Here is a 21,024-nt window from a genome sequence, read left to right on the forward strand (position 1 = left end):
TGTGTTTCTAAAAAATCATTTGCAAATTCGCCTTCTCGTAAATATTCTTCTGTGATAGCTATAATTTGATGTTTACCATGAGAGCTTATAGTTTCTACACTAAATTGTCTACCTTTTAAAACTTCTTCGGCTAAAACGATTTTATTATAAGAGAAATCTTTAGCTTTGTAAAAATATTTTTTTAAATTTTCTTTATCAAATACTTTTACAACTCCTCTTCCAGCACTTCTATCGCTTGGTTTTACAACAACAGGGAAATTAGCAATTTGTTCTAAATCTTTTTCATCTTTGAGTATAAAGTATTTAGCATGATTGATATTGTTTCTTTCAAATACTTTTTTCATTAAGCTTTTATCTGTAGTATTTTTAGCACATTCATAAGAATTAGTTCCAAGATTAAGCTTTTCTCCAATGTAGCATACTGTTAAATTTCCAAGTTCTGTAGCAGCAGTAGCAATACCTACTATATTAAATTTGATAGCTAATTCCAGAATTTTTTCTTTATCAGCAATAGAAATAGGATGAAAATAATCTGCTAAATCTTTGCAAAAACAATTTTCATTGTAGTCAAAAACATGAGTGATAAAATCTTTTTTTGCATGTAACACTAAATCTGCTTGTAAATCACCACCGCCAATAATAAAAAAATGTTTGTTTTTCATGAAAACTTTCTATATTTTTGTTATTTTATTTTTATTATAACAAAATATTTATAATATAATTATACAAAGTATAGATAATATTACTTGGTATATTTTAATATTTGAGGGAAAAATGAAATTCTGTAAAAAATGTGTAATGCCAGATACCAAGCCTGATTTGCATTTTGACGAAGAAGGGGTTTGCGATGCTTGTCGTTCTCAAGAATCTAAAAATAAAAAAATCAATTGGCAAGAAAGGGAAAAAGAATTTTTTGAGCTTGTAAAAAAGTATAAAAAACATCCCGCTTATGATTGTGTTATCGGAGTAAGTGGTGGAAAAGATTCTACTTTTCAAGTGGTTAAAATGCTTGAACTTGGACTTAATCCTTTGTGTGTGTGTTTTGAGCCTAGTGTGCCTACGAAAATAGGGCGCAAAAATTTAGACAATTTAAATCATCTTGGCGTGGATTTGATCCATATCAAGCGTGATCCAAAAGTTTATCAAAAACTTGCTCGTGAAGCTTTTATAAGAACAGGGGATAATGAATGGCAAAACCATTTGGGAATTTTTACTTCTGTTCCACGCATAGCGGTAAATTTTGGAGTGCCTTTGATCATCTGGGGGGAAAGTCCGCAGATAGAGTATGGTGGTCCTGCGAGTAGTAAAAATAAAAATATTTTAGGCAGAGAGTGGCTTGAAGAATTTGGTGGACTTTTAGGAAATCGTATTAGTGATATGATAGGTGTTGAGGGTATCACTCAAAAAGATGTGTATTTTTATACTTATCCAAGTGATGAAGAACTTCAAAGAGTAGGGGTTACTGGGCTATTTTTAGGGTATTATTTTAAATGGGATTATAAGGTAAATCTTAAAGTATCTAAAGAACATGGTTTTTCAACAACAGATCGCCCTGTCGAAACTACTTATGAAAATTTTGAAAATTTAGATTGTTATTCTAATCATGTGCATGATTATTTAAAATACTGCAAATATGGCTTTGGTAGAGCAACAGATAATGCTTGTTTGGATATTCGTTTAGGTTATATCAGCCGTGAAGAAGGGGTGCGTTTGGTGCAAAAATACGATGGTAAACCCCCTAAAAAAGCTATTAAAAAATACCTTGAATTCAGTGGTTTTAGCGAGGAAGAATTTCAAAAAATAGTAGATTCTTTTACCAATAAAAAAATCTTTAAACGTGATGAAAATGGCAAATTTATAAGAGATTATGATGGCTCTTTGGTAAGAAAAGACGAGTGTGTTTTAAAATGATAGCACTCATTGATTACAAGGCAGGAAATTTAAACTCCGTTGCTAAGGCTTTTGAAAAAATAGGAGTTACAAATTTCATAGCTAAAAATCCAAAAGATTTGCAAAAAGCCGATAAATTGCTTTTACCTGGAGTGGGATCTTTTAAAGAAGCGATGAAAAATTTAAAAGAGCTTGGTTTTATAGAAGCTTTAAAAGAGCAAGTTTTAGTACAAGAAAAACCTATTTTAGGCATTTGTTTAGGAATGCAACTTTTTTTAGAAAGGGGTTATGAAGGTGGGGTTTGTGAAGGACTTGGTTTTATAGAAGGCGAAGTAGTCAAATTTGAAGAGGATTTAAATTTAAAAATCCCACACATGGGTTGGAATGAACTTGAAATTTTAAAACAAGAGCCTTTATATCAAGGTATAGAAGATAAGAGTGATTTTTATTTTGTGCATTCTTTTTATGTGAAATGTAAAGATGAGTTTGTGAGTGCTAAAGCACAATACGGGCATAAATTTGCCGCATCTTTGCAAAAAGATCATATTTTTGCGACGCAGTTTCATCCTGAAAAAAGTCAAAATTTAGGCTTAAAACTTTTGGAAAATTTTATAAGGCTTTAAATGTTAAAAACTAGAATTATCCCTTGTGTGTTATTAAAAAATTCTCAACTTGTTAAAAGTATAGAATTTAAAGATTTTCGTACCATCGGGCATTTAACTTCAACGATGAGAATTTATAATGCACGTAATGTTGATGAGCTTATTATCTTAGATATAGATGCTTCAAAAAGTGGTGAGATAGACTTTGATAGTATAGAAGATCTTGCTAAAGAATGCTTTATGCCCTTAACCATAGGTGGTGGTATAAAAACTCTTGAAGATATACAAAAGATTTTAAATTTAGGTGCGGATAAAATTTCTATAAATTCTAAAGCCTTAGAAGATATGGATTTTATAAGTAAAGCGGCAAATCGTTTTGGTTCTCAATGTATAGTTTGTTCTATAGATGTTAAAAGAAAAGGAGAGCAATTTTGTGTTTATGATAGGGGAAAATTACTCGAAAAAAGTCCTTTAGAACTTGCTTTAGAATATGAAAAAAAAGGAGCTGGAGAGCTTCTTTTAACTTCTGTGGATTTTGAGGGAAAAGCAAAGGGTTATGATTTAGAACTTTTAAATATCTTTCAAAATAAACTTAAAATTCCTCTTATTATCAATGGAGGACTTAGCAATCCAAGTGATGGAGTTAAGGCTTTAAATTTGGGTGCAGATGCTTTAGCGGGGGCTTATATTTTTCATTTTTCTAAGTATACCCCTAAAGATGTAAAAGAAGAATTAGCTAAGCAAGGTTTTGCAGTGAGATTGCTTTAGGCAAACATAGTAAAAATCTTTATCTTCATCATAAATAGTAAAATGATTTTGTTGATATAATTTTAAAGCTTTGTGATTATTTTTAAAAACATAAGCTTTAAGAGTATCTACTTTTAAAATTTCAAAAGCGTATTTTATAATTTCATTCATTAAAATTTGTCCTACGCCTTTTAAATCAGGTTTTGCATAAAGTCCAAATTCGCAAGATTTAGTTGTGATATTGACAAAATCAATCACACCAATAATCTGCTCATCTTGAAAAACTAAAAAATATTTTTTATTAGAATCTTGATGTAAGTTTCTTATAAATCTTAAATGTTCTTCAAAATCAATTTGTTTTGTTTTCATAAATTGACTAATATAAATATCATTACGCCATTTAAAAATCAGATCTATTTCTTGAGAATTAAGTTCTGTGAAATTTTTAAGTTTTATCAATACCTATACTCCACTTCATAGCCTTTTTTAGCAAGCCAAGATGCTGTAGGTTCTTGATTTTTTATATAGCAAATAGCTTTAAAATTTGCCTTTAAAAGCAAGGCTTCATTGACTAAAGAACTTGCACTGATGATGAGTTTATTGCTTTCATTCATCAATTTTGCAATATTTTCATGATCGATAAATAATCTAATATTGTCATGTAATTTTGCAAATTTTTGTAATTTTTTAAGATTGGGATTAGAAGAGCTGGTTGCAATGCCTATGATTTTTGTTTTAGGTAATTCGCTAGCGATTTGCAAAGAAAGATTTTTTATATCAGTTCCACCCATGCAAATGAAAAAATCATATTTTTTTTCTCTATTTTCTTTGGTTTCTTGATAAAATTCTTCTCTGATTAAAGCATAAGAAAAACCACATCTTACTTCGCATTTAAAAGGCACTAAACCTTCATAATCACTTGCTTTTGAGTAAGCATTGACATTGAGTAAAATGTCACAATGATGAGGCTTTACTTCATCATCAAAGCTTAGAATTTTTACCCCTGTTTCAAGCTTGATCAGTTTTTCATCATCTAAGCTGATGCCATAGTGATCAATGATAAGAAGTTCAAATTTTTCTTCTTTGATGAGATTGATAAGCTCGTAGATACTTTCGCTACTAAGCTCATAAACAGGATAAGGAATTTCATCGATCAAAGAGCCTTCTAAAGGCAAACAAGCAAAACTTACATCATCATATTGTTTAGCTAAGACTAGATCGCGTTTAATGTGTCCAAAGCCTATATGAATGGAGCTATCACTTCTAATAAGAACTTTCATGATTTACCTTATAAAGTATTTTTGCAAATTCTAAATCTTGCATGGTGTCTATATCGCAAACTAAATTTCTTGGTAATACAAACGCACTAGAATGAGGTTTAAACATAAAATCTTCTTCAAGCCAAGCTTTACTTATACCAAAATAAAAAGCCCCTGCATCATGATAAGCTTTTATTAAGTCTTGTGAGCGGCTTTTATAGTGTTTTTCATCAAACATATAAACTTGATTGTTCTCATTTAGATAAAAAGCCCTTTGTATAGGATACTCAAACTCAGTAGCAGCAAATAAAAACTTGCTGTGATTTTGGATAAATTTTTCATAGGCTTGTTTTAAAATGTCTTTGTTTAACAAAGGAGCAGTAGCATAAAGGCAGCAGACATGATCATAAATTTTATTTTGGCTTTGTAAAATTTCTATGGCATTTTGCACTACAGCAGTGCTTGAAGTATAATCATCGCTTAATTTTTTATCACGTATAAAAGGAGCTTTTGCACCGTATTTTAAGGCTACTTCTATGATTTCTTCATCATCACTTGAAAGCACCACTTCATTAAAAATGCCTGAATTTAAAGCATTTTCTATGCTATAAGTGATTAAAGGTTTACCTAGAAAATCAATGATATTTTTTCTAGGAATTCTTTTTGATCCACCACGAGCAGGTATGATACAAAGATTTTTCATAGTTAAGCCTTGTTTTTTTGTGTTTTATTTTACTAAAATTTAAGTATAATTGTCTTTAAAATACAATAAAATAATGCAAATAGGGTGGAATAATGCTCATAAACCAAACCTTTGAAATCGATTCTTGTGATGATGTAGAACTAGGTATTAAAAGAACTAGCAAGCTTGAATACCGCATAAGTTATGATGATGAAAAAGATATTAAAGCTATAGTTTTTGTAATAGGTGGCTTTGGAGCCAATGCAAATATTTCTTTTTTAGACTTTGATAGAGAATATATTGCTAAAAATTTTGATGTTGTAGTGGTTCATGTTTTTTATCATTGTTTTTGTACAAGAAAAAGTATTGATCAAAAGTATAATCCAAAGCTTATTCCTAATCAAGATGATTTAGAGCGTATCAATGGTATTTTAAAAAATATTAATTTGGGACATTTATCGGTTAATAAAGATAATTTTGAACAAATTATTCCTTTTATAGAGCAAAGAGCTGGAGAGATTAAACAAGCAGGTTTGGTTGATGAAAGTCAAAAGATAGAACTTTTTTGCGATTTTGTTCCGCCTAATGGAGACTATCAAAACTATGGCATTATGGCAGCTATTGATCATATCAATGCTTTAAAAGATTTAGTAAAACGCTTTCCAAAATTTGCAAATTTACCAAAAATTTATGGGGGGGGGTCATACGGAGGATACCTATCTTTACTCATAGCAAAAATAGCTCCTTGGTATGTGGATGGTGTGATTGATAATTCAGGTTCAGCTTTGCCTCTTCTAAATTGCATAATAGGAAGAGAATTAAATAAACCCGAATTTATTTACAATGATCCTAATGCGCTAATAGAAATATTTGTTAAAGCTTATTGGATTAGAGAAGATGAAAATTCACCTTATTTTTTTGCTAATGAAAATTATATGATTCGTTCTTTGTTAAATTCTTCTCATTTAACCATACAGGCTAATATTAACAAAAATATCATTTTTACATCTTATCATAGTTTAAAAGATGAGTTTAATACAGCCAAAGATAAACAAACTCTTTTTTTAGCATACAAAGAATTAGGCTATGATGTTACTTTGCATTTAATAAAAGATGAAAGTGAAATAGATGGTAGATTTATAAAAGATTTAAAACATGGACTTAGAATGACTGATAAGGCTCTGCTTAGAAAAGAACTTCCTTTAATACTTGAAAAATTGCAAAAAAGAAAATCTTTTATGCAGGAAAATTCCATCTCTTATCCTTGCGGCGATAAAATTTTTACCTTTAAAGATAAGGGAGATAAATTTGTTTTATGTATCAAATAAAAGCTTGTTCTATCATGTTTTTAATGGCTTGAAAGCTTTCAAAATTTTCAGGTGTGATAAATTCTGCTTTTAAGGGTTTTTTGTAAAATTTTTCTATTTCAGCAACCAAAGCCATGATATCAATACTATCGATAAAATCTTCACTTACTAGATTTTCCATACTCTCATTGATATCTGTTCTTTCTATATTGATAAAAAATTGTTTGATTTCTTGCATTTTTATTCCTTTGTGATTTTAAAAAGGGTATTATCGCTTAAATTTAAAATTAAATCAAGTTCATTAATCTCATAAAACAAAATTTCCTTTTCTTCTCCTAGGATTTTTAATCTAGCCTTGGGCGCTTCGCTTAAAGCGCCACAGTCCATAGCCCTTAAAAAACGAGAAATCTTTTCTTTATCCCAAGTAAGATCTAAATAACCCTCATTTGGTAAAGCCAATTTTTTATGATACCCTTTTTTTGAAATTTGAGCTTTAAGTGCTTTATTTTCTAAATTTTCTATAGCTTCTTTAAATGAAGCTATAGCAAGATTGTGCTGAGTGTTTAAAAGACTTAGAGCGGTAAAATTATCATCAAGTTTTATTTCTTTTTGGATTAAAATCTCACCTGTATCTATATTTTCTTCAACCATATGCCAAGTAATACCTGCTTTTTTATCATTTTCCCATATACTCCAAATATGAGCATTACATCCTCTGTGAAAAGGCAATAAAGCATTATGGTAGTTAATAATAGTGTTATTTTGAATACATTCTTTTTTGAAAATATAAAAATTATTAGCACTAATAATAAAGCAATTTTTAAGATTTTTAAAGAAATCATCCAAATTTTCTATATTCTTTATAGAAATTACTTCTTGCTTAAAAAAACCACTAGCTATTTTTTGGCATTCTTTAGCGACTTTTCCTGTGCCTATAATGTAAATATTTTTAAATTTTTTCATTTAAAACTTTCCTATCAATCTTACCATTTTGATTGAGTTTAAAACTATCTATTTTTTTAAAATGTTTAGGTATCATATAAAGAGGTAATTTATCTTTTAAAAACATTCTAAAATCAATTTCCTCTTTACTCTCATAAAAACAAATAATATCTTCTTTAAAAATACAAGCACTGTTTTTTATATCTGAATGAGAATTTATCACGCTTTCTATTTCTCCAAGTTCTATTCTATGTCCCATATATTTGATTTGATTATCCGCTCTTCCATAGCATAAAAGTTCGCCAAATTCATTATAAGAAACGATATCTCTTGTTTTATAGAGTAAATCTAAATAATTATGATGCAAAGGATTTTGTATAAAAGCTTGTTTGCTTTTTTCTTTGTCATTATAATACCCTAAAGACAAAGAAGTTCCACGCACGAAAAGTTCCCCTTTAACACCTATTTGTTTAGGACTTATGAAATTCATATCTTCATCAAAGACTAGAAGTTCTGTATTTTTACAAGCTTTACCTATAGGTAAGAGTTCATCATCTTTAAAAGGGCGGTTGATGATATAAAAAGAACATACATCGGTGATTTCTGTTGGGCCATAAAGGTTGGCAAATAAAGCATTAGGTAAGTGTTTGCGCCAAATATTTAGCTGCTTATTAGGCATGATTTCACCACAAAAGAGAATTTTATGTAAATTTGATAAATTAAAGTTATCTAGGGCTTCAGTATTTGCAAAATAAATCAGCACCGAAGGTACCCAAAATATAGTGCTTACTTTTTCTTTTTCAAGGCATTCTAAAATTTTATTTGGAAAGGCAAAAAGATGATTAGGTAAAAGGTGTAAAGTCGCTCCTGATTTTACACTTGAAAAAATATCTAAAACACTATTGTCAAAATAAAATGGTGCTTGATTGGCTAAAATTTCATTCTCATCAAATTTAAAAGTCTCACATACCCAAAAAGTATAATCAATCACACTCTTATGTGCTATGCTTACTCCTTTAGGAATGCCTGTGCTTCCACTTGTAAAAAGAACATAGAGTAAATTAGTATCTATATGTTTTTCTTTTGCATTTTTTATTAAATTCTCATCTATATCAAAACTTTCAAAGTCTTGTGTATAAAGCGTAGGTAAATTTAAGTTAAAATTTAAATCCTTTGAAGTAATAAAAAGCTTAGGTTTTAAAACCTCTATAACTTTTTCTACTCTTTCTTTAGGACTTTTTTCATCTAAAAGGGTATAAAAATTCCCACTTAATGCCACTCCAAAAAATGAAATCAAACAATCAATCCCTTTAGGTAAGATGATTAAAATAGGAGCTTGTATAGGATTATCATTTCCTAGGTTTCTTAAAATTTCACTGGCTAGTTTTTTAGAAAAAAGATCAAAGTTTTTATAAGTGATTTCTTTTCTTTCTTTAGCAAAAGGTTCTATAAAAGCGGTTTTTTCGCTAAATTTGATTAAACTTTTTTCTAAAAAATCGTAGATATGGGTTGTCATGATTTGCCTTTTTAGTTTTTTGTAATATAATATCGATAAATTAATAAAAAAGGCCTTTATATGCTTATAAACCAAACCTTTGAAATCGATTCTTGTGATGATGTAGAATTAGGCATTAAAAGAACCAGTAAGCTTGAATATCGCATCAGTTATGATGATGAAAAAGATATCAAAGCTATAGTTTTTATCATAGGAGGTTATGGAGCTAATGCAAATATATATTTTTTAGATTCTTATAGAAATTATATTGCTAAAAATTTTGATGTAGTGACAATAAATGTTTTTTATCATTGTTTTTGCCAAAGGCGTTCAGATGTTGAGAAATATAGTGCTTTTACAATATTTACAATAGAAGATTTGTCAAATTTATCTCAGGCTTTATTGGAAATAGGTGTTAATATCAATGTCAATCTTGAGAATGCACAACAATGTTATGAATTACTTAATCAGAATATTACTACTTTAAAATTACAAGGAAAACTAGTACAAAATTATCAAGCGAAATTTACTTCAACTTTTATCCCACCTAATGGAGATTATCAAAATTTTGGCATTATGGCAGCTATTGATCATATTAATGCCTTAAAAGATTTAGCTAAACGCTTTCCAAAATTTGCAGATTTACCAAAAATTTATGGGGGGGGGGTCTTATGGAGGATACTTATCTTTACTCATAGCAAAAATAGCTCCTTGGTATGTGGATGGCGTGATTGATAATTCAGGTTCGGCTTTGCCACCTTTGATTTATATTTTAGGAAGAGAAATGGATAGTGGTTGTGATTATGTATTTGATGATCCAAATACTCTAATAGAATGTTTTCTAAAAACCCATTGGACACGTAAAGAAAATTCACCTTATTTTTTTAATAATGAAAATTATTTTATTAGAACATTGTTAAATAAAGATCATTTGATTTTACAAAGTCAAAAAAATAAAAATATTATTTATGTGAGTTATCATAGTAAAGAAGATCCTTTAACTCCAGCAAATTTTAAAGAACAAACCATGCAAATATTAAAAATTTTAGGATATGATGTAAGCTTAAATTTGATAGATGAAAATAAAATTGATGGAAAATTTATTAAAAATTTAGACCATGGTTGTGGTATACCTGATAAAGCCTTATTTAGAAAAGAACTTCCTTTAATGCTTGAAAAATTACAAGGAAGAAAATCTTTCATGCAAGAAAATTCCATCTCTTATCCTTGTGGGAATAAAGTGTTTATATTTAAAGATGTGGGAGATAAATTTGAATTAGAGATAAAAGATTAAAACCTTAAAGGTTTTAATCAAGCTTTGCTAAATCGATTAAATCACTCACTTTTTGGCAATTTTTCAAGTCCTCGGCTGTGATTTTTAAAGTAAAAAGATTTTTATAAAGCACCATCACAGATACAAAAGCCAAACTATCCCACTCATCTATATCATCAAGTAGCATATCTTCATTTAAGTCTTCATCTCTATGCATAGCTTCTTTAAGCTCTTCTAAAAATTCAGTTTTTGTCATTATTTCTCCTTTGTGTAAATTAAAATATCTTTTGTGTATAAATCCTTGAAATTTAGCACCGCACTTCCCCAACTAAGCCCTGCGCCAAAAGCACTTAAGCTCGCTTTAAATTCTTTTGGAGTATCTAACTCGCAAAGTAGGGCAGGTAGTGAACAAGCGCTTAGATTAGCGTATTTTTCCATGATGAAATTAGGAACTTTATCATCATTAAGTTTTAATTCTTCTTTAATACAATCAACCAAATACGCATTAGATTGATGAAAAAGATGAAAAGCAATGTCTTTTTCTTCTACCTTGGAAAATTCTAAAATTTCTTTAAAGCTTTTAGGTTCGCATTCTAAAGCCATATTAAAAATATTTACTCCGTCCATGTAAAGATTTTCTAATTGTCTAAACTCCTCAGTTTGCATGAGCGAATCATTGTTAAAAATATCTGCTTTAGGTATTCTCATCGCACCTTTTGGAATGATGAGTTTATCAAAATGTCTTCCATCACTTCCAAGTTCAAAAAAGGCTTCATTAAAATCCGTTTTTTCAATCAAAGTTGCGCTTACTCCATCGCCAAAAATAGGGGCTAAATTCATATTTTTAGGATGGATGAATTTGCTTAAAGTATCCCCACAAATGAGTAAAATTTTACCTAAGCCACTTTGTATTAAAGAATGAGCGACAAATAAGCCGTATAAATACCCTGCACAAGCTTGTCCTAAATCAAAAGCTATGGTTTTAGAGCTTAAATTTAAAAGCTGATGCAAATAACAAGCCGTAGAAGGCATGAAAAAATCAGGACTTTGAGTTACTACGATGAGTGCATCAAGGCTATTTTTATCTATATTTAAACCTTGTAAAAGTGTATTGGCTGCGTGTTTTCCAAGATCGCTTACACAAGTGTTTTCATCGCAAATATAACGCGTGTTTAAACCTATGACTTTTTTCATTCTTTTAAGGGTTTTGATATCGTTTGAAAAAACGCTTTCTAACTCATCATCAATGCAAATTTTATGTTCAGGTATGCTTACGCAAATGCCTGAAATTTTGGCTTTATCAAATCTAGTTTTCATGGATTATAAGTCCTTTAAAATTTAAATTTTGAAATGAAACAAGGGCTGAGTTTTTTTCAATTTCTTTAGAAATTTGTTCTAAAAAGCTTAAAAATGGCATATTTCTTTCGCCTTTTTGATAATAAAGCCTTGCATTATTGTTTTTAAGATCAAAGAAATTTAAAGCTAGTTCAAAGGCTTTAAAAAACATTCGAGTTTCAAGTTTTCTACCTAAAGCTCTGCAAGAAATGCAAAGATCATTGATAAATAATTTTCCTTCTTTGCAAGAAAAAACAAAAATAGCGATAATCCCACTATCGCTTAATTTATCACTCATGCTCACACTTACAATGAGCTCTTTTTGCATGTGTTGTGCGACTTTTTCTTGATTTAAGCGTGTGTAATTAGCGATAAATTGATTAGTTTTGCCTAAAAGTTCGCTAATGCGAGGGATATTTTGCAGATCATTTTTGCTAAAATCTAAGCTGATTTCAAGATTTTGAAAATATTCTTCATCGCTTAAACTTTTAAGCTCGTCTCTTAAAGCATTGGCTGCTATATCTTTGGCACGAATTTGATCTTCTTTGGTATTTGAAAGTTTTAAAAGATTAGGAAAAAGCTTGATTTTATAAAGTATATTTTCATCGCATAAAAGTGTTTTAACACCTGTAAATTTGGTATTTTCAAGCTCGGCGATATTATCATCTATAAAAAGCATAGCATTAGTATTTATATTAAATTTTTTAGCAATTTTTAAGATATTTTCACTCTTTGGCTCCCAATTGATCATTCTAGCATCAAAATCATCCCATTGTAAGATGAAATCTTTCCTTGTTTCAAAAAGTTTTTTTGCGTCTTTTTCTTCATTTTTTGAAGCTAGGGCGAGCAAAAAGCCTTGTTTTTTAAAAGTTTTAATTTTTTCTTGTAAGGTTTTGTGCAAAGGACTTAAATTAAGATTATCTATACCCTCTTCACCTAAAATTCCTTGATACAAGGTATTATCAAGATCAAGTACAAGAGCTTTAAGAGCAGGTTTTATGAGTGCAGGGATGAGGCTAAGTCCTAAAATTTGTGCTAAAAAAATCAAGGCTTTATTATTAAGTTTAGAGCCTGTAAGTTCTTCTTTAGCTAAGTCTAAAATATCTTCTTCATCAAAATACTCTTTTATGAGTTTTTCCACATTAAAAATTTCGCAATTTAAAATTTTTTTATCTGTTTTAAATTCTCCTAAACTAAGGACTAAAATAGGGCTTTGTGAAATTTTTCTTAATGCTAAAAGCCTTTCTTCTAGAAAATTTTGCACATTATTTTTATAGTGGGTCAAATCTAGCCATAAAAGTTCTAAACTAGCTTCTTTAAAGTTATCAAAACTCAAGCTATCATCATAAGAGCTGAAATTAAAATCAGCTTTTAAATTGGCAAAATGTAAAAAAGGAGCAATGATGCTTTGCACTCCTTCAAAAGCATGATTTCTATGGATATTGATAAGAAGATCTTGACTTTTACTAAAGTCTAATTCTTTGGCAAATTTTATAAGTTCATTGCGTTTTAAATGAGGTGAAAAAAGATTCATTATTTTTCCAAGACCACTGCCATAACAATGGCATTTTTTGTTTTTAATGCTTTTTCTAAAGAATAATTATTTGCCATAAAATATTCGCATTCTTTGATTTTTAAACCTACATTTTTAAGCAAATCTTTAACTTCATCAGGATTGGAAAATAAATAAATATGATCAATAGCAGGAGCGTTGATAGGGATGGTTGCAAAAATTTCTCCACCATCATTAAGTAAAGTTTTCACATCTCTCATAAACTGTAAAGGTTGTTCCACGTGCTCCAAGACTTCTCCCATTACAACTAAATCTGCTTTATTGCTGAAATTGCATTTAGTGAAATCTTTACATATAAAATCACATTTAAAATTATTTTGATTAATTGCTCCAAATTGATTTTCTACCATATCTTTGCTCATTTGACAACTTATAGGAGAAATGTCTATACCATAATATTCTATAAATTTTTGACTTCTTAGTGCTTTAACAAAAAATTCTCCATGACCAGGACCGATTTCAAGATAAGTGCTTTTTCGATCTTGTTTTTTATCTATATATTTAGCAAAATATCTTCTAACTTCAATATGAGCATTCCAAATAAAAGAAGATATAGCAAGTCCCACCATGTATTGCTTCATATAATTTTTATTGAAATATACCATATTTTCTACTTCTGCTAAAGTGCTATATCTATATTTTCCAAATTCTATAAAATATTTAGTTTCTTCTAGGGTATCATTGAGTACAACTATATAACTTTTAGCCTGTTCTTCTAGATTGATGTTTAATGTATCTTTATAATAGATGATAAGTTTTTCTAAATCATTATATTCTTCATCTGAAAGTTGCAATCCATCTAAACATTTTTTATGCAAGGCATTTTTTTCTTCTATGAGTTTAAATAGTTTTTTAGTATTTTTTAACATAATTTCTCCTTAATAGTCTTTAAAAGTTCATTTTGAGATTTTAATAGGCTTAAATCTTCTTTGTTAAATTTGATTTCAAATTCTTCTTCTAAACTCATGATGATATCAATATGGGCTAAAGAAGTCCAGTTCTTGCAGTTTTCCATACTTAAATTTGTATTTTCATCTACTTTGATTTCAAGGATATTTTCTAAAATTTCATAAAATTGTTTTTCCATTGTATAGCACTTTCTTAAGAATGTTGAAAATTAATATATTGTATCATAAAATTTTTCATTAATTATAAAATATTTTATTTAGGTTTTAACATGGAAAAGATAATACGATTTATAAATTTCTTAGAGTTAAATAAAGATGATTTTATTTTATTTACAGGGAATTTAATGCAATTTTTGCAAAATATAGATGGAGATAATAGAAAAAAATTAAATTTTTTATTAGATTGTATGAAAGATAATGTAGATACATTAGCTATTCATACTTTTAATTGGGATTTTTGTAAAGGTTTGGCATATGATATTTTAAATTCTAAATCACAAACTGGAGTTTTAGGTAATATAGCTCTTAAAAGAGATGATTTTAGAAGAACAAAACACCCTATTTATTCTTTTGCGGTTACTGGAAAATTTCAAAAAGAACTTGTTGCACTTGAGAATAAAGGAGCTTTTGATAATAATTCTCCCTTTGCTTTTATGTATAAAAATAATACAAAAATGATTATTGTAAATTTGCCTTTGCAAGATTCTTTTACCTTTGTGCATTATGTGGAAGAATGTTTAAAAGTGGATTATCGCTTTAACAAAAGTTTTGAGGCTTTATATACAGATGAAAAGGGATTTACGCAATTAAAAACTTATGATATGTTTGTTCGCAAAGATGGAGTTTTAACGGATGTTAATGGTTTGGAAGATCTTTTTATAAAAGAAAATGTGATGGAACTTAAAAAATTTGAAAATCTTTGCATTAAGAAAATTGATTTATCTAGGGCATATGACATAATTGTTAAGGATATTAAAGATAATTATGCTAAAAATTTAATGAATTATGCTTAAAAGTTTATATTCTAAGATTTTTTCCAAAAGCTCTTTAAATTCATAAGCTTGCATATTTAAGATATTGGCTATATCGATGATATCATTCTCTCCATCGCAGTAAGCTAGAAAATTACAAGCTAAAGGAATGTCATTGGCAGTGCTAAGGGTATGATATAGTCCTCTTTTGCCAAGATTAGGTTCACATACTATAGTGTTTTCATATACAGTGTTGATTTCTAGATTTAAAATCATTTCTTGCATACTTTGAAGTCCACCCATTAAACCTTTTTCAGAGATAAAATTGAGATCATCTTTACTAGTGTGGTATTGTTCGTATTCTAGGTATCTTGTGCGACATACTCCTACAATGCCAAGATTTACAAGCGGAGCATTGTATTGTCTTTCATCGCTTCCACGATCTAAAAAACTAAAAGCTTTGAAATTTTTTTTATTTTTAAGCGTATGCAAGGCAACTTTATCACTTAGAGTGTTTTTTTTGGGTGTGTGTATGAGTGAGTAAGCATGATCATCACCTAAGCAAGAAAGCACAAAGCCTGCTTTAACATGTTTTTTTAAATGCTCTAAATGTTTGCTAAGATAGACTATAGAGCCTATGGTTTCAGGAATGATGACAAAGCGGTAATTATACTTTCTTTCTTTTAAACTCAAAAGCCATTTTGCTAGGAAAATAGCCACCACAGGACCACTAAGCTCATTATTTGCCATGGAAGGATGACAAAGATAGGTTGAAATTAAAATTTCATCTTTTGAATTTTGCGTACTAGGTAGGATAAAATCAGCATAATCCAAAACCCCATTTTCATCATGTTTTGCATCGATATAAACTTTGTATTTGCCTTTTTTGAGTTTTTTTCTTTCGTTGTGTGCAAGGCAAAATCCCCAACGCCTTTTATAATAACTCGTTACATAAGGAATGGCATCAGGCATTTCTTCTATGGAGTAAAGATGATCTTGAAGTTCTTCTAGTTCGATTTCTTTGTCGATAGCTTCGCTATAGTTTAGAAGGTGTAAATTATGCTTTTTAAAATCACAAATTTTTTCTCCTTCTGGAGTGATGATATAGGCTTCTTTAACATTCCATTCATCAGGGACTATCCAGTCAAAAACCTTTGTACCACTTTTTATAGAGTGAAATTTGAGTATACCCCCCCCCAGAGTTTTATTTAAAATTTCTAAGCTAGCTCTAAAACCTTGCCCTGTGATGCTTCTAAGGATAGGAAAAAGTTCACAAGCTAGTTCATACATAGCCTTTCCAGTTTGGCTAAAATCTTGACTTCTAAAGTCTAGCTTATCCACAATATCCCTTTTTAACTTTTTCAAGAATGCTAAACAAAGTATCTTTTACAAATTTTGCATCTTTTAGATTCATTTCTTGATGACAAGGTATGCTAAGCTCGGCTTTGTAAAAATTATCCGCATTTTGGAGTCTGATTTCTCCTAAGAGTTTTTTATAAAAACTAAACTCATAAGTAGGTTTATAATGTACCTGTACACCAATTCCTGCATGAAGCAAGCTCTCAAAAAGTTCTTCTTTTTGACAATAAAATTCAGGAAAAAGCAAAATAGGATATAAATGTCTCGAGCTTTTTTTATAATCTTTGATTTTTATCGTGGAGAAATAAGGATTTTTTTCAAATTCTTTATCATAAAATTTTGCGATTTCTTCTCTTTTTTCAAGATTGTGATCGAGTTTTTTAAGCTGGTTTATCCCTAAAGCACAAGCAACATCACTTAAGCGGTAATTATAGCCAAGTTCTACCATATCACTATCCCAAAGCCTTTTTTTAATTATGCCATGGCTTCTTAAAAGCTTGATTTTAGCGATAAGCTCTTTATTATCACTCACCACAGCCCCACCTTCAAAAGTGGTAATAGGCTTAACAGGGTGAAAAGAAAAGATAGAAAGATCAGCTTTTTTCCCTACTTTTTCGCTCTTATACAAAGCACCTAAAGCATGGCTTGCATCATCGATTAAAGGAATATTATATTTTTTAGCAAGGTTTGAAATTTCATCCATTTCAACGCTATTGCCCGCAAAATCCACTACGCTAATAGCTCCTATATTTTCGCTATCTTTTAAAAGTCTTGCTTCTAATTTTTTTTCATCGATATTGCCATCGTTTTTAATGTCGATAAACTCTACCTTAGCTTCCGCCATTAGGGCTGCATTAGCTGTAGCAGCGAAGGTTAAAGGGGTGGTTAAAACGATTTTTTCTTTGACGTCTAGTGCTGTATAGGCAAGATGAAGGGCTGAAGTGGCTGAGTTTAATACACAAGCGTGTTTTACACCCACATATTCGCAAAGGGCTTCTTCAAATTCATCTACCTTTTTACCCCCTGTTAAAATTTCATCTTTTAAAGCTTTTGTAAGCGTATCTATATCGCTTTGATCGATGTTTTGATGAGAATAAGTAAGCATTTTAAAAACCTTCAGTGTGATTGATGATTTCTAAAAGTTCTTTTTCGCTTGCCCATAAAGGATTATTATCCGAACTATAAGAAAAACCATCTTTTACTTTTTGCCCTTTTTCGCCTAGGGCATTAATGCTAAAGTCATTATCTTTATCCACAAGTTTAATACTCGGGCTTATAGCATAGTAGTTTTCAAATTCGTAGGTTAAATGACTATCATCGCTTGAAATCATGATTTCATGTAGTTTTTCTCCTGCTCTTATACCTATGATTTTATGGCTTAAATGAGGAGCTAAAGCATGGGCTAGATCGGTGATTTTCATAGAAGGAATTTTAGGGATGAAAATTTCTCCTCCGTGCATTCTTTCAAAATTACTCAGCACAAATTTCACTCCATCTTCAAGGCTGATCCAAAAACGAGTCATTCTTGTATCGGTGATAGGAAGTTCTTTAGCTCCTTCGCTGATGAGTTTTTTAAAGAAAGGCACTACTGAACCTCTTGAACCTACAACATTGCCATATCTTGTAACGCTAAAGCGTGTTTGTTTATTGCCTGCTATGTTGTTTGCAGCGACAAAAAGCTTGTCGCTTGCAAGTTTGGTTGCGCCGTATAAATTTACAGGATTGCAAGCCTTATCTGTACTAAGAGCGATACATTTTTTAACCCCATTTTCAAAACAAGCATCGATGACATTTTGCGCACCGTGTATGTTTGTTTTTATGCATTCCATAGGGTTATATTCAGCAATAGGCACATGCTTCATCGCAGCAGCATGTATAACAAAATCCACATCACGCATAGCAGCACTTAAACGCTCTTTATCTCTTACATCTCCTATGAAATAACGCATACAAGGAGCATTAAAAACGCTTGCCATTTCAAATTGTTTAAGCTCATCACGAGAATAAATGATAATCTTATTAGGTTTATAATTTTCTAGCAAAACCTTAGTATAGGTTTTTCCAAAAGAGCCTGTTCCGCCTGTGATTAAGATATTTTTTTTGTTAAACATTTTGCCTTCCTTTGCTTAAGTTTTTTTAAAATTAAAGCAACAAGTGTTCCTATTTTAAAATTCTTGGCAAGGTTATGCCAGTTTGGGCTTGATACTTGCCTTTTTTGTCTTTATAAGTGGTATCACATTTTTCATCGCCTTGTAAAAACAACACTTGTGCTATGCCTTCATTGGCATAAATTTTTGCAGGTAAAGGCGTAGTGTTTGAAATCTCTATAGTGATATGTCCTTCAAAACCTGGTTCAAAAGGAGTAACATTGACGATGATACCACATCTTGCATAAGTGCTTTTGCCAAGACAAATAGCTAAAACATCATCAGGCATTTTAAAATACTCTATAGTTCTAGCTAGGGCAAAAGAATTTGCAGGAACTATACATACATCACCTTCAAAATCTACTACATTTTCTTCTACGAAATTTTTTGGATCTACTACGGTTGAATTAACATTGGTAAAAATTTTAAACTCACGCCCTACGCGTATATCGTAGCCATAACTTGAAAGTCCATAGCTTATTACACCTTTTCCTATATTTGCTTCGCAAAATGGCTCGATCATCTTGTATTCTAATGCCATTTTTCTTATCCAGTTATCTGCTTTTAAGCCCATTTTTAACCTTTTAATATTTGTAATTTTTTATAAGGATTATAACCTAAAAAATCTATATTTTTTATGATTTTTTTCTTTTTTAAAGTTAAATTTTAAGTTTTTTTATATAATACAAGATTAAGTTCTTAAATTTTAGGAGAATTTTATGACAAAAGAAGAAATTAAAGAGTTAGTAAACCTTTTTGCTGAAGCAAATATTAGTAAAATTAAGATCAAAGAACAAGATGGTTTTGAAATAGAACTTGAAAGAGATATGTGTTGCGATGTTCCAGCTCCTGTTTGTCCTCCAGTTCCAGCTCCACAACCTATCAATGTAAGTGTTGTAAATGAAGCTCAACCTAGTCAAAATGCAAAATCAAACAAGCCAAGTATAAACAGCCCTATGGTGGGAACTTTCTATCAAGCTCCAAGCCCAGGTGCAGCACCTTTTGTAAAAGTAGGTAGCACGGTTAAAAAAGGCGATACTATAGCTATTATCGAAGCGATGAAAATCATGAATGAAATTGAAGCGGAATTTGATTGCAGGATCGCTGAAATTTTAGTTGCTGATGGTCAGCCTGTAGAATTTGGAATGCCTTTATTTGCGGTGGAGAAATTATAAAATGGAAATTAAAAGCATATTAATTGCTAATCGTGGAGAAATAGCATTACGCGCTTTAAGAACGATTAAAGAAATGGGTAAAAAAGCAATTTGTGTGTATTCTGAAGCAGATAAAGATGCTTTATATTTAAAATACGCTGATGCAAGCATTTGTATAGGAAAAGCAAGAAGTTCTGAAAGTTATTTAAATATCCCAGCTATTATCACAGCAGCTGAAATTGCTGAAGCAGATGCGATTTTTCCAGGATATGGATTTTTAAGTGAAAATCAAAATTTTGTTGAAATTTGTGCTAAACATAACATCAAATTTATAGGTCCTTCTGTAGAAGCTATGAATTTAATGAGTGATAAATCAAAAGCTAAACAAGTAATGCAAAGAGCAGGCGTGCCTGTAATCCCAGGAAGCGATGGGGCTTTAGCAGGAGCTGAAGCAGCTAAAAAACTTGCTAAAGAAATAGGCTATCCTGTGATTTTAAAAGCAGCTGCTGGCGGTGGCGGCCGTGGCATGCGTGTGGTGGAAAATGAAAAAGATCTTGAAAAAGCGTATTGGTCAGCTGAAAGCGAGGCTATGACAGCTTTTGGTGATGGAACTATGTATATGGAAAAATACATTCAAAATCCACGCCATATAGAAGTGCAGGTTATAGGAGATAGTTTTGGTAATGTGATTCATGTGGGTGAAAGAGATTGTTCTATGCAAAGACGCCATCAAAAACTTATCGAAGAATCTCCCGCGATTTTGCTTGATGAAAAAACACGCACTAGGCTTCATGAAACTGCTATTAAGGCAGCCAAAGCTATAGGATATGAAGGTGCGGGAACTTTTGAGTTTTTAGTTGATAAAAATTTAGACTTTTATTTTATAGAAATGAATACACGTTTGCAAGTTGAACACTGTGTAAGTGAAATGGTAAGTGGGATTGATATCATAGAACAAATGATTAAGGTAGCAGAAGGTTATGCCTTACCATCTCAAGAAAGTATTAAATTAAATGGGCATTCTATAGAGTGTAGAATCACGGCAGAAGATTCTAAAACTTTCTTGCCAAGTCCAGGCAAGATTGCTAAATACATTCCACCCGCAGGACGCAATGTCAGAATGGAAAGTCATTGTTATCAAGACTATAGCGTGCCTCCTTATTATGATTCTATGATAGGTAAGCTTGTAGTTTGGGCAGAAGATCGCAATAAAGCTATTGCAAAAATGAAAGTAGCTTTAGATGAGTTACTTATAAGTGGGATAAAAACAACCAAAGAATTTCATCTTTCTATGATGGAAAATCCTGATTTTATTAATAATAATTACGATACAAATTATCTTGCAAGACATTAAAATTTCCCTATTAAAGGGAAATTTTA

Annotated in this window: 23 protein-coding genes and 1 pseudogene; 8 read left to right on the forward strand and 16 right to left on the reverse strand. The window is 30.5% G+C overall.

The window, feature by feature from the left end; all coding sequences use genetic code 11:
* Nucleotides 1-662, reverse strand: a 662-nt coding sequence (locus AJ932_RS03855; RefSeq protein ID WP_044809742.1) for an acetyl-CoA carboxylase biotin carboxylase subunit family protein, incomplete at its 3' end; no start/stop codon positions are given.
* Between the two features lie 112 nt (nt 663-774).
* Between AJ932_RS03855 and pseA the strand changes: the two genes are divergently transcribed.
* Genes pseA through AJ932_RS03870 form a run of 3 tightly spaced genes read left to right on the forward strand, consistent with a single transcriptional unit; the run spans nt 775 to nt 3,260 of the window.
* A complete protein-coding gene (pseA, locus tag AJ932_RS03860; RefSeq protein WP_044780619.1) occupies nt 775-1,911 on the forward strand; it encodes a pseudaminic acid biosynthesis protein PseA in 1,137 nt (378 codons plus the stop codon).
* Nucleotides 1,908-2,513 (forward strand): imidazole glycerol phosphate synthase subunit HisH, encoded by a 606-nt coding sequence (hisH, locus tag AJ932_RS03865; protein WP_079396843.1) that lies wholly within the window; start codon nt 1,908-1,910, stop codon nt 2,511-2,513. Before pseA ends, hisH begins: the two co-directional genes overlap by 4 nt.
* Nucleotides 2,514-3,260, forward strand: a complete 747-nt coding sequence (locus AJ932_RS03870; RefSeq protein ID WP_070278264.1) for a HisA/HisF-related TIM barrel protein — start codon at nt 2,514-2,516, stop codon at nt 3,258-3,260. It abuts the gene before it with no gap.
* Here AJ932_RS03870 and pseH read toward each other — a convergent pair.
* From pseH to pseF, 3 genes are read right to left on the reverse strand one after another with little or no spacing between them, the layout of a single operon-like run.
* A complete protein-coding gene (gene pseH / locus AJ932_RS03875; RefSeq protein WP_044780614.1) occupies nt 3,225-3,698 on the reverse strand; it encodes a UDP-4-amino-4,6-dideoxy-N-acetyl-beta-L-altrosamine N-acetyltransferase in 474 nt (157 codons plus the stop codon). The two genes, AJ932_RS03870 and pseH, sit on opposite strands and share 36 nt — an antisense overlap.
* Nucleotides 3,695-4,519 (reverse strand): UDP-2,4-diacetamido-2,4,6-trideoxy-beta-L-altropyranose hydrolase, encoded by an 825-nt coding sequence (gene pseG, locus AJ932_RS03880; protein ID WP_044780611.1) that lies wholly within the window; start codon nt 4,517-4,519, stop codon nt 3,695-3,697. Before pseG ends, pseH begins: the two co-directional genes overlap by 4 nt.
* Nucleotides 4,503-5,201, reverse strand: a complete 699-nt coding sequence (gene pseF / locus AJ932_RS03885; protein WP_070278262.1) for a pseudaminic acid cytidylyltransferase — start codon at nt 5,199-5,201, stop codon at nt 4,503-4,505. The genes pseG and pseF overlap by 17 nt, the downstream gene beginning before the upstream one ends.
* Nucleotides 5,202-5,293: 92 nt before the next feature.
* Here pseF and AJ932_RS03890 point away from each other — a divergent pair, with 92 nt between their 5' ends.
* Nucleotides 5,294-6,508 (forward strand): DUF2920 family protein, encoded by a 1,215-nt coding sequence (locus tag AJ932_RS03890; protein ID WP_070278260.1) that lies wholly within the window; start codon nt 5,294-5,296, stop codon nt 6,506-6,508.
* Here AJ932_RS03890 and AJ932_RS03895 read toward each other — a convergent pair.
* The 3 genes from AJ932_RS03895 to AJ932_RS03905 are packed head-to-tail and all read right to left on the reverse strand — an operon-like array spanning nt 6,501 to nt 8,945.
* Nucleotides 6,501-6,725 carry a hypothetical protein gene (locus tag AJ932_RS03895; protein ID WP_002854125.1) on the reverse strand — a complete coding sequence of 75 codons (225 nt, stop codon included), beginning with the start codon at nt 6,723-6,725 and terminating at the stop codon, nt 6,501-6,503. The genes AJ932_RS03890 and AJ932_RS03895 overlap by 8 nt on opposite strands.
* Nucleotides 6,726-6,727: 2 nt before the next feature.
* Nucleotides 6,728-7,450: a formyltransferase family protein gene (locus tag AJ932_RS03900; RefSeq protein ID WP_070278259.1), complete on the reverse strand. Its 723-nt coding sequence runs from the start codon at nt 7,448-7,450 to the stop codon at nt 6,728-6,730.
* Nucleotides 7,437-8,945 (reverse strand): AMP-binding protein, encoded by a 1,509-nt coding sequence (locus AJ932_RS03905; RefSeq protein WP_070278257.1) that lies wholly within the window; start codon nt 8,943-8,945, stop codon nt 7,437-7,439. The genes AJ932_RS03900 and AJ932_RS03905 overlap by 14 nt, the downstream gene beginning before the upstream one ends.
* Before the next feature lie 60 nt (nt 8,946-9,005).
* Here AJ932_RS03905 and AJ932_RS10335 point away from each other — a divergent pair.
* Nucleotides 9,006-10,218 (forward strand): annotated as a pseudogene (locus AJ932_RS10335) (DUF2920 family protein).
* Nucleotides 10,219-10,231: 13 nt separating this feature from the next.
* On the opposite strand, the gene AJ932_RS03915 reads toward AJ932_RS10335, so the two are convergent.
* Genes AJ932_RS03915 through AJ932_RS03935 form a run of 5 tightly spaced genes read right to left on the reverse strand, consistent with a single transcriptional unit; the run spans nt 10,232 to nt 14,192 of the window.
* Nucleotides 10,232-10,453, reverse strand: coding sequence for an acyl carrier protein (locus AJ932_RS03915; RefSeq protein ID WP_002815232.1), 222 nt, complete (start codon nt 10,451-10,453; stop codon nt 10,232-10,234).
* On the reverse strand, nt 10,453-11,514 hold the full coding sequence (locus AJ932_RS03920; RefSeq protein ID WP_044780602.1) for a beta-ketoacyl-ACP synthase III: 1,062 nt from the start codon (nt 11,512-11,514) through the stop codon (nt 10,453-10,455). The genes AJ932_RS03915 and AJ932_RS03920 overlap by 1 nt, the downstream gene beginning before the upstream one ends.
* Nucleotides 11,504-13,066, reverse strand: a complete 1,563-nt coding sequence (locus AJ932_RS03925; RefSeq protein WP_070278255.1) for an HAD family hydrolase — start codon at nt 13,064-13,066, stop codon at nt 11,504-11,506. The genes AJ932_RS03920 and AJ932_RS03925 overlap by 11 nt, the downstream gene beginning before the upstream one ends.
* A complete protein-coding gene (locus tag AJ932_RS03930) occupies nt 13,066-13,974 on the reverse strand; it encodes a class I SAM-dependent methyltransferase (RefSeq protein ID WP_070278253.1) in 909 nt (302 codons plus the stop codon). Before AJ932_RS03930 ends, AJ932_RS03925 begins: the two co-directional genes overlap by 1 nt.
* The gene (locus AJ932_RS03935) at nt 13,968-14,192 is read right to left on the reverse strand and encodes an acyl carrier protein (protein ID WP_070278251.1); all 225 of its coding nucleotides are present in this window, start codon (nt 14,190-14,192) and stop codon (nt 13,968-13,970) included. Before AJ932_RS03935 ends, AJ932_RS03930 begins: the two co-directional genes overlap by 7 nt.
* Nucleotides 14,193-14,282: 90 nt before the next feature.
* On the opposite strand from AJ932_RS03935, the gene AJ932_RS03940 reads away from it, so the two are divergent.
* Complete coding sequence (locus AJ932_RS03940) at nt 14,283-15,026, forward strand: AAC(3) family N-acetyltransferase (RefSeq protein ID WP_070278249.1); 744 nt, start codon at nt 14,283-14,285, stop codon at nt 15,024-15,026.
* On the opposite strand, the gene AJ932_RS03945 is transcribed toward AJ932_RS03940, so the two are convergent.
* Genes AJ932_RS03945 through dcd form a run of 4 tightly spaced genes read right to left on the reverse strand, consistent with a single transcriptional unit; the run spans nt 15,009 to nt 19,064 of the window.
* Entirely contained in the window at nt 15,009-16,325 is a 1,317-nt protein-coding gene (locus AJ932_RS03945; RefSeq protein WP_070278247.1) for a DUF4910 domain-containing protein, read from the reverse strand. The genes AJ932_RS03940 and AJ932_RS03945 overlap by 18 nt on opposite strands.
* Nucleotides 16,318-17,448: a UDP-4-amino-4,6-dideoxy-N-acetyl-beta-L-altrosamine transaminase gene (pseC, locus tag AJ932_RS03950; protein WP_070278246.1), complete on the reverse strand. Its 1,131-nt coding sequence runs from the start codon at nt 17,446-17,448 to the stop codon at nt 16,318-16,320. Before pseC ends, AJ932_RS03945 begins: the two co-directional genes overlap by 8 nt.
* 1 nt (nt 17,449) lies before the next feature.
* On the reverse strand, nt 17,450-18,454 hold the full coding sequence (gene pseB, locus AJ932_RS03955; RefSeq protein ID WP_070210002.1) for a UDP-N-acetylglucosamine 4,6-dehydratase (inverting): 1,005 nt from the start codon (nt 18,452-18,454) through the stop codon (nt 17,450-17,452).
* A gap of 49 nt (nt 18,455-18,503) precedes the next feature.
* On the reverse strand, nt 18,504-19,064 hold the full coding sequence (gene dcd / locus AJ932_RS03960; protein WP_002861983.1) for a dCTP deaminase: 561 nt from the start codon (nt 19,062-19,064) through the stop codon (nt 18,504-18,506).
* Nucleotides 19,065-19,209: 145 nt separating this feature from the next.
* On the opposite strand from dcd, the gene accB reads away from it, so the two are divergent.
* Nucleotides 19,210-19,665, forward strand: coding sequence for an acetyl-CoA carboxylase biotin carboxyl carrier protein (gene accB / locus AJ932_RS03965; RefSeq protein WP_002861982.1), 456 nt, complete (start codon nt 19,210-19,212; stop codon nt 19,663-19,665).
* A gap of 1 nt (nt 19,666) precedes the next feature.
* The gene (locus AJ932_RS03970) at nt 19,667-20,998 is read left to right on the forward strand and encodes an acetyl-CoA carboxylase biotin carboxylase subunit (protein WP_070278245.1); all 1,332 of its coding nucleotides are present in this window, start codon (nt 19,667-19,669) and stop codon (nt 20,996-20,998) included.
* Nucleotides 20,999-21,024 lie beyond the last annotated feature (26 nt).

Source organism: Campylobacter sp. BCW_6873, assembly GCF_001762365.1.
GTDB lineage: Bacteria > Campylobacterota > Campylobacteria > Campylobacterales > Campylobacteraceae > Campylobacter_D > Campylobacter_D jejuni.

Bases quoted from the DNA above. Each gene is read 5' to 3' on its own strand.
- pseA (WP_044780619.1), top strand. From the start codon at position 775: ATGAAATTCTGTAAAAAATGTGTAATGCCAGATACCAAGCCTGATTTG.
- hisH (WP_079396843.1), top strand. From the start codon at position 1,908: ATGATAGCACTCATTGATTACAAGGCAGGAAATTTAAACTCCGTTGCT.
- AJ932_RS03870 (WP_070278264.1), top strand. From the start codon at position 2,514: ATGTTAAAAACTAGAATTATCCCTTGTGTGTTATTAAAAAATTCTCAA.
- pseG (WP_044780611.1), bottom strand. From the start codon at position 4,519: ATGAAAGTTCTTATTAGAAGTGATAGCTCCATTCATATAGGCTTTGGA.
- pseF (WP_070278262.1), bottom strand. From the start codon at position 5,201: ATGAAAAATCTTTGTATCATACCTGCTCGTGGTGGATCAAAAAGAATT.
- AJ932_RS03890 (WP_070278260.1), top strand. From the start codon at position 5,294: ATGCTCATAAACCAAACCTTTGAAATCGATTCTTGTGATGATGTAGAA.
- AJ932_RS03895 (WP_002854125.1), bottom strand. From the start codon at position 6,725: ATGCAAGAAATCAAACAATTTTTTATCAATATAGAAAGAACAGATATC.
- AJ932_RS03900 (WP_070278259.1), bottom strand. From the start codon at position 7,450: ATGAAAAAATTTAAAAATATTTACATTATAGGCACAGGAAAAGTCGCT.
- AJ932_RS03905 (WP_070278257.1), bottom strand. From the start codon at position 8,945: ATGACAACCCATATCTACGATTTTTTAGAAAAAAGTTTAATCAAATTT.
- AJ932_RS03915 (WP_002815232.1), bottom strand. From the start codon at position 10,453: ATGACAAAAACTGAATTTTTAGAAGAGCTTAAAGAAGCTATGCATAGA.
- AJ932_RS03920 (WP_044780602.1), bottom strand. From the start codon at position 11,514: ATGAAAACTAGATTTGATAAAGCCAAAATTTCAGGCATTTGCGTAAGC.
- AJ932_RS03925 (WP_070278255.1), bottom strand. From the start codon at position 13,066: ATGAATCTTTTTTCACCTCATTTAAAACGCAATGAACTTATAAAATTT.
- AJ932_RS03930 (WP_070278253.1), bottom strand. From the start codon at position 13,974: ATGTTAAAAAATACTAAAAAACTATTTAAACTCATAGAAGAAAAAAAT.
- AJ932_RS03935 (WP_070278251.1), bottom strand. From the start codon at position 14,192: ATGGAAAAACAATTTTATGAAATTTTAGAAAATATCCTTGAAATCAAA.
- AJ932_RS03940 (WP_070278249.1), top strand. From the start codon at position 14,283: ATGGAAAAGATAATACGATTTATAAATTTCTTAGAGTTAAATAAAGAT.
- pseC (WP_070278246.1), bottom strand. From the start codon at position 17,448: ATGCTTACTTATTCTCATCAAAACATCGATCAAAGCGATATAGATACG.
- pseB (WP_070210002.1), bottom strand. From the start codon at position 18,454: ATGTTTAACAAAAAAAATATCTTAATCACAGGCGGAACAGGCTCTTTT.
- dcd (WP_002861983.1), bottom strand. From the start codon at position 19,064: ATGGGCTTAAAAGCAGATAACTGGATAAGAAAAATGGCATTAGAATAC.
- accB (WP_002861982.1), top strand. From the start codon at position 19,210: ATGACAAAAGAAGAAATTAAAGAGTTAGTAAACCTTTTTGCTGAAGCA.
- AJ932_RS03970 (WP_070278245.1), top strand. From the start codon at position 19,667: ATGGAAATTAAAAGCATATTAATTGCTAATCGTGGAGAAATAGCATTA.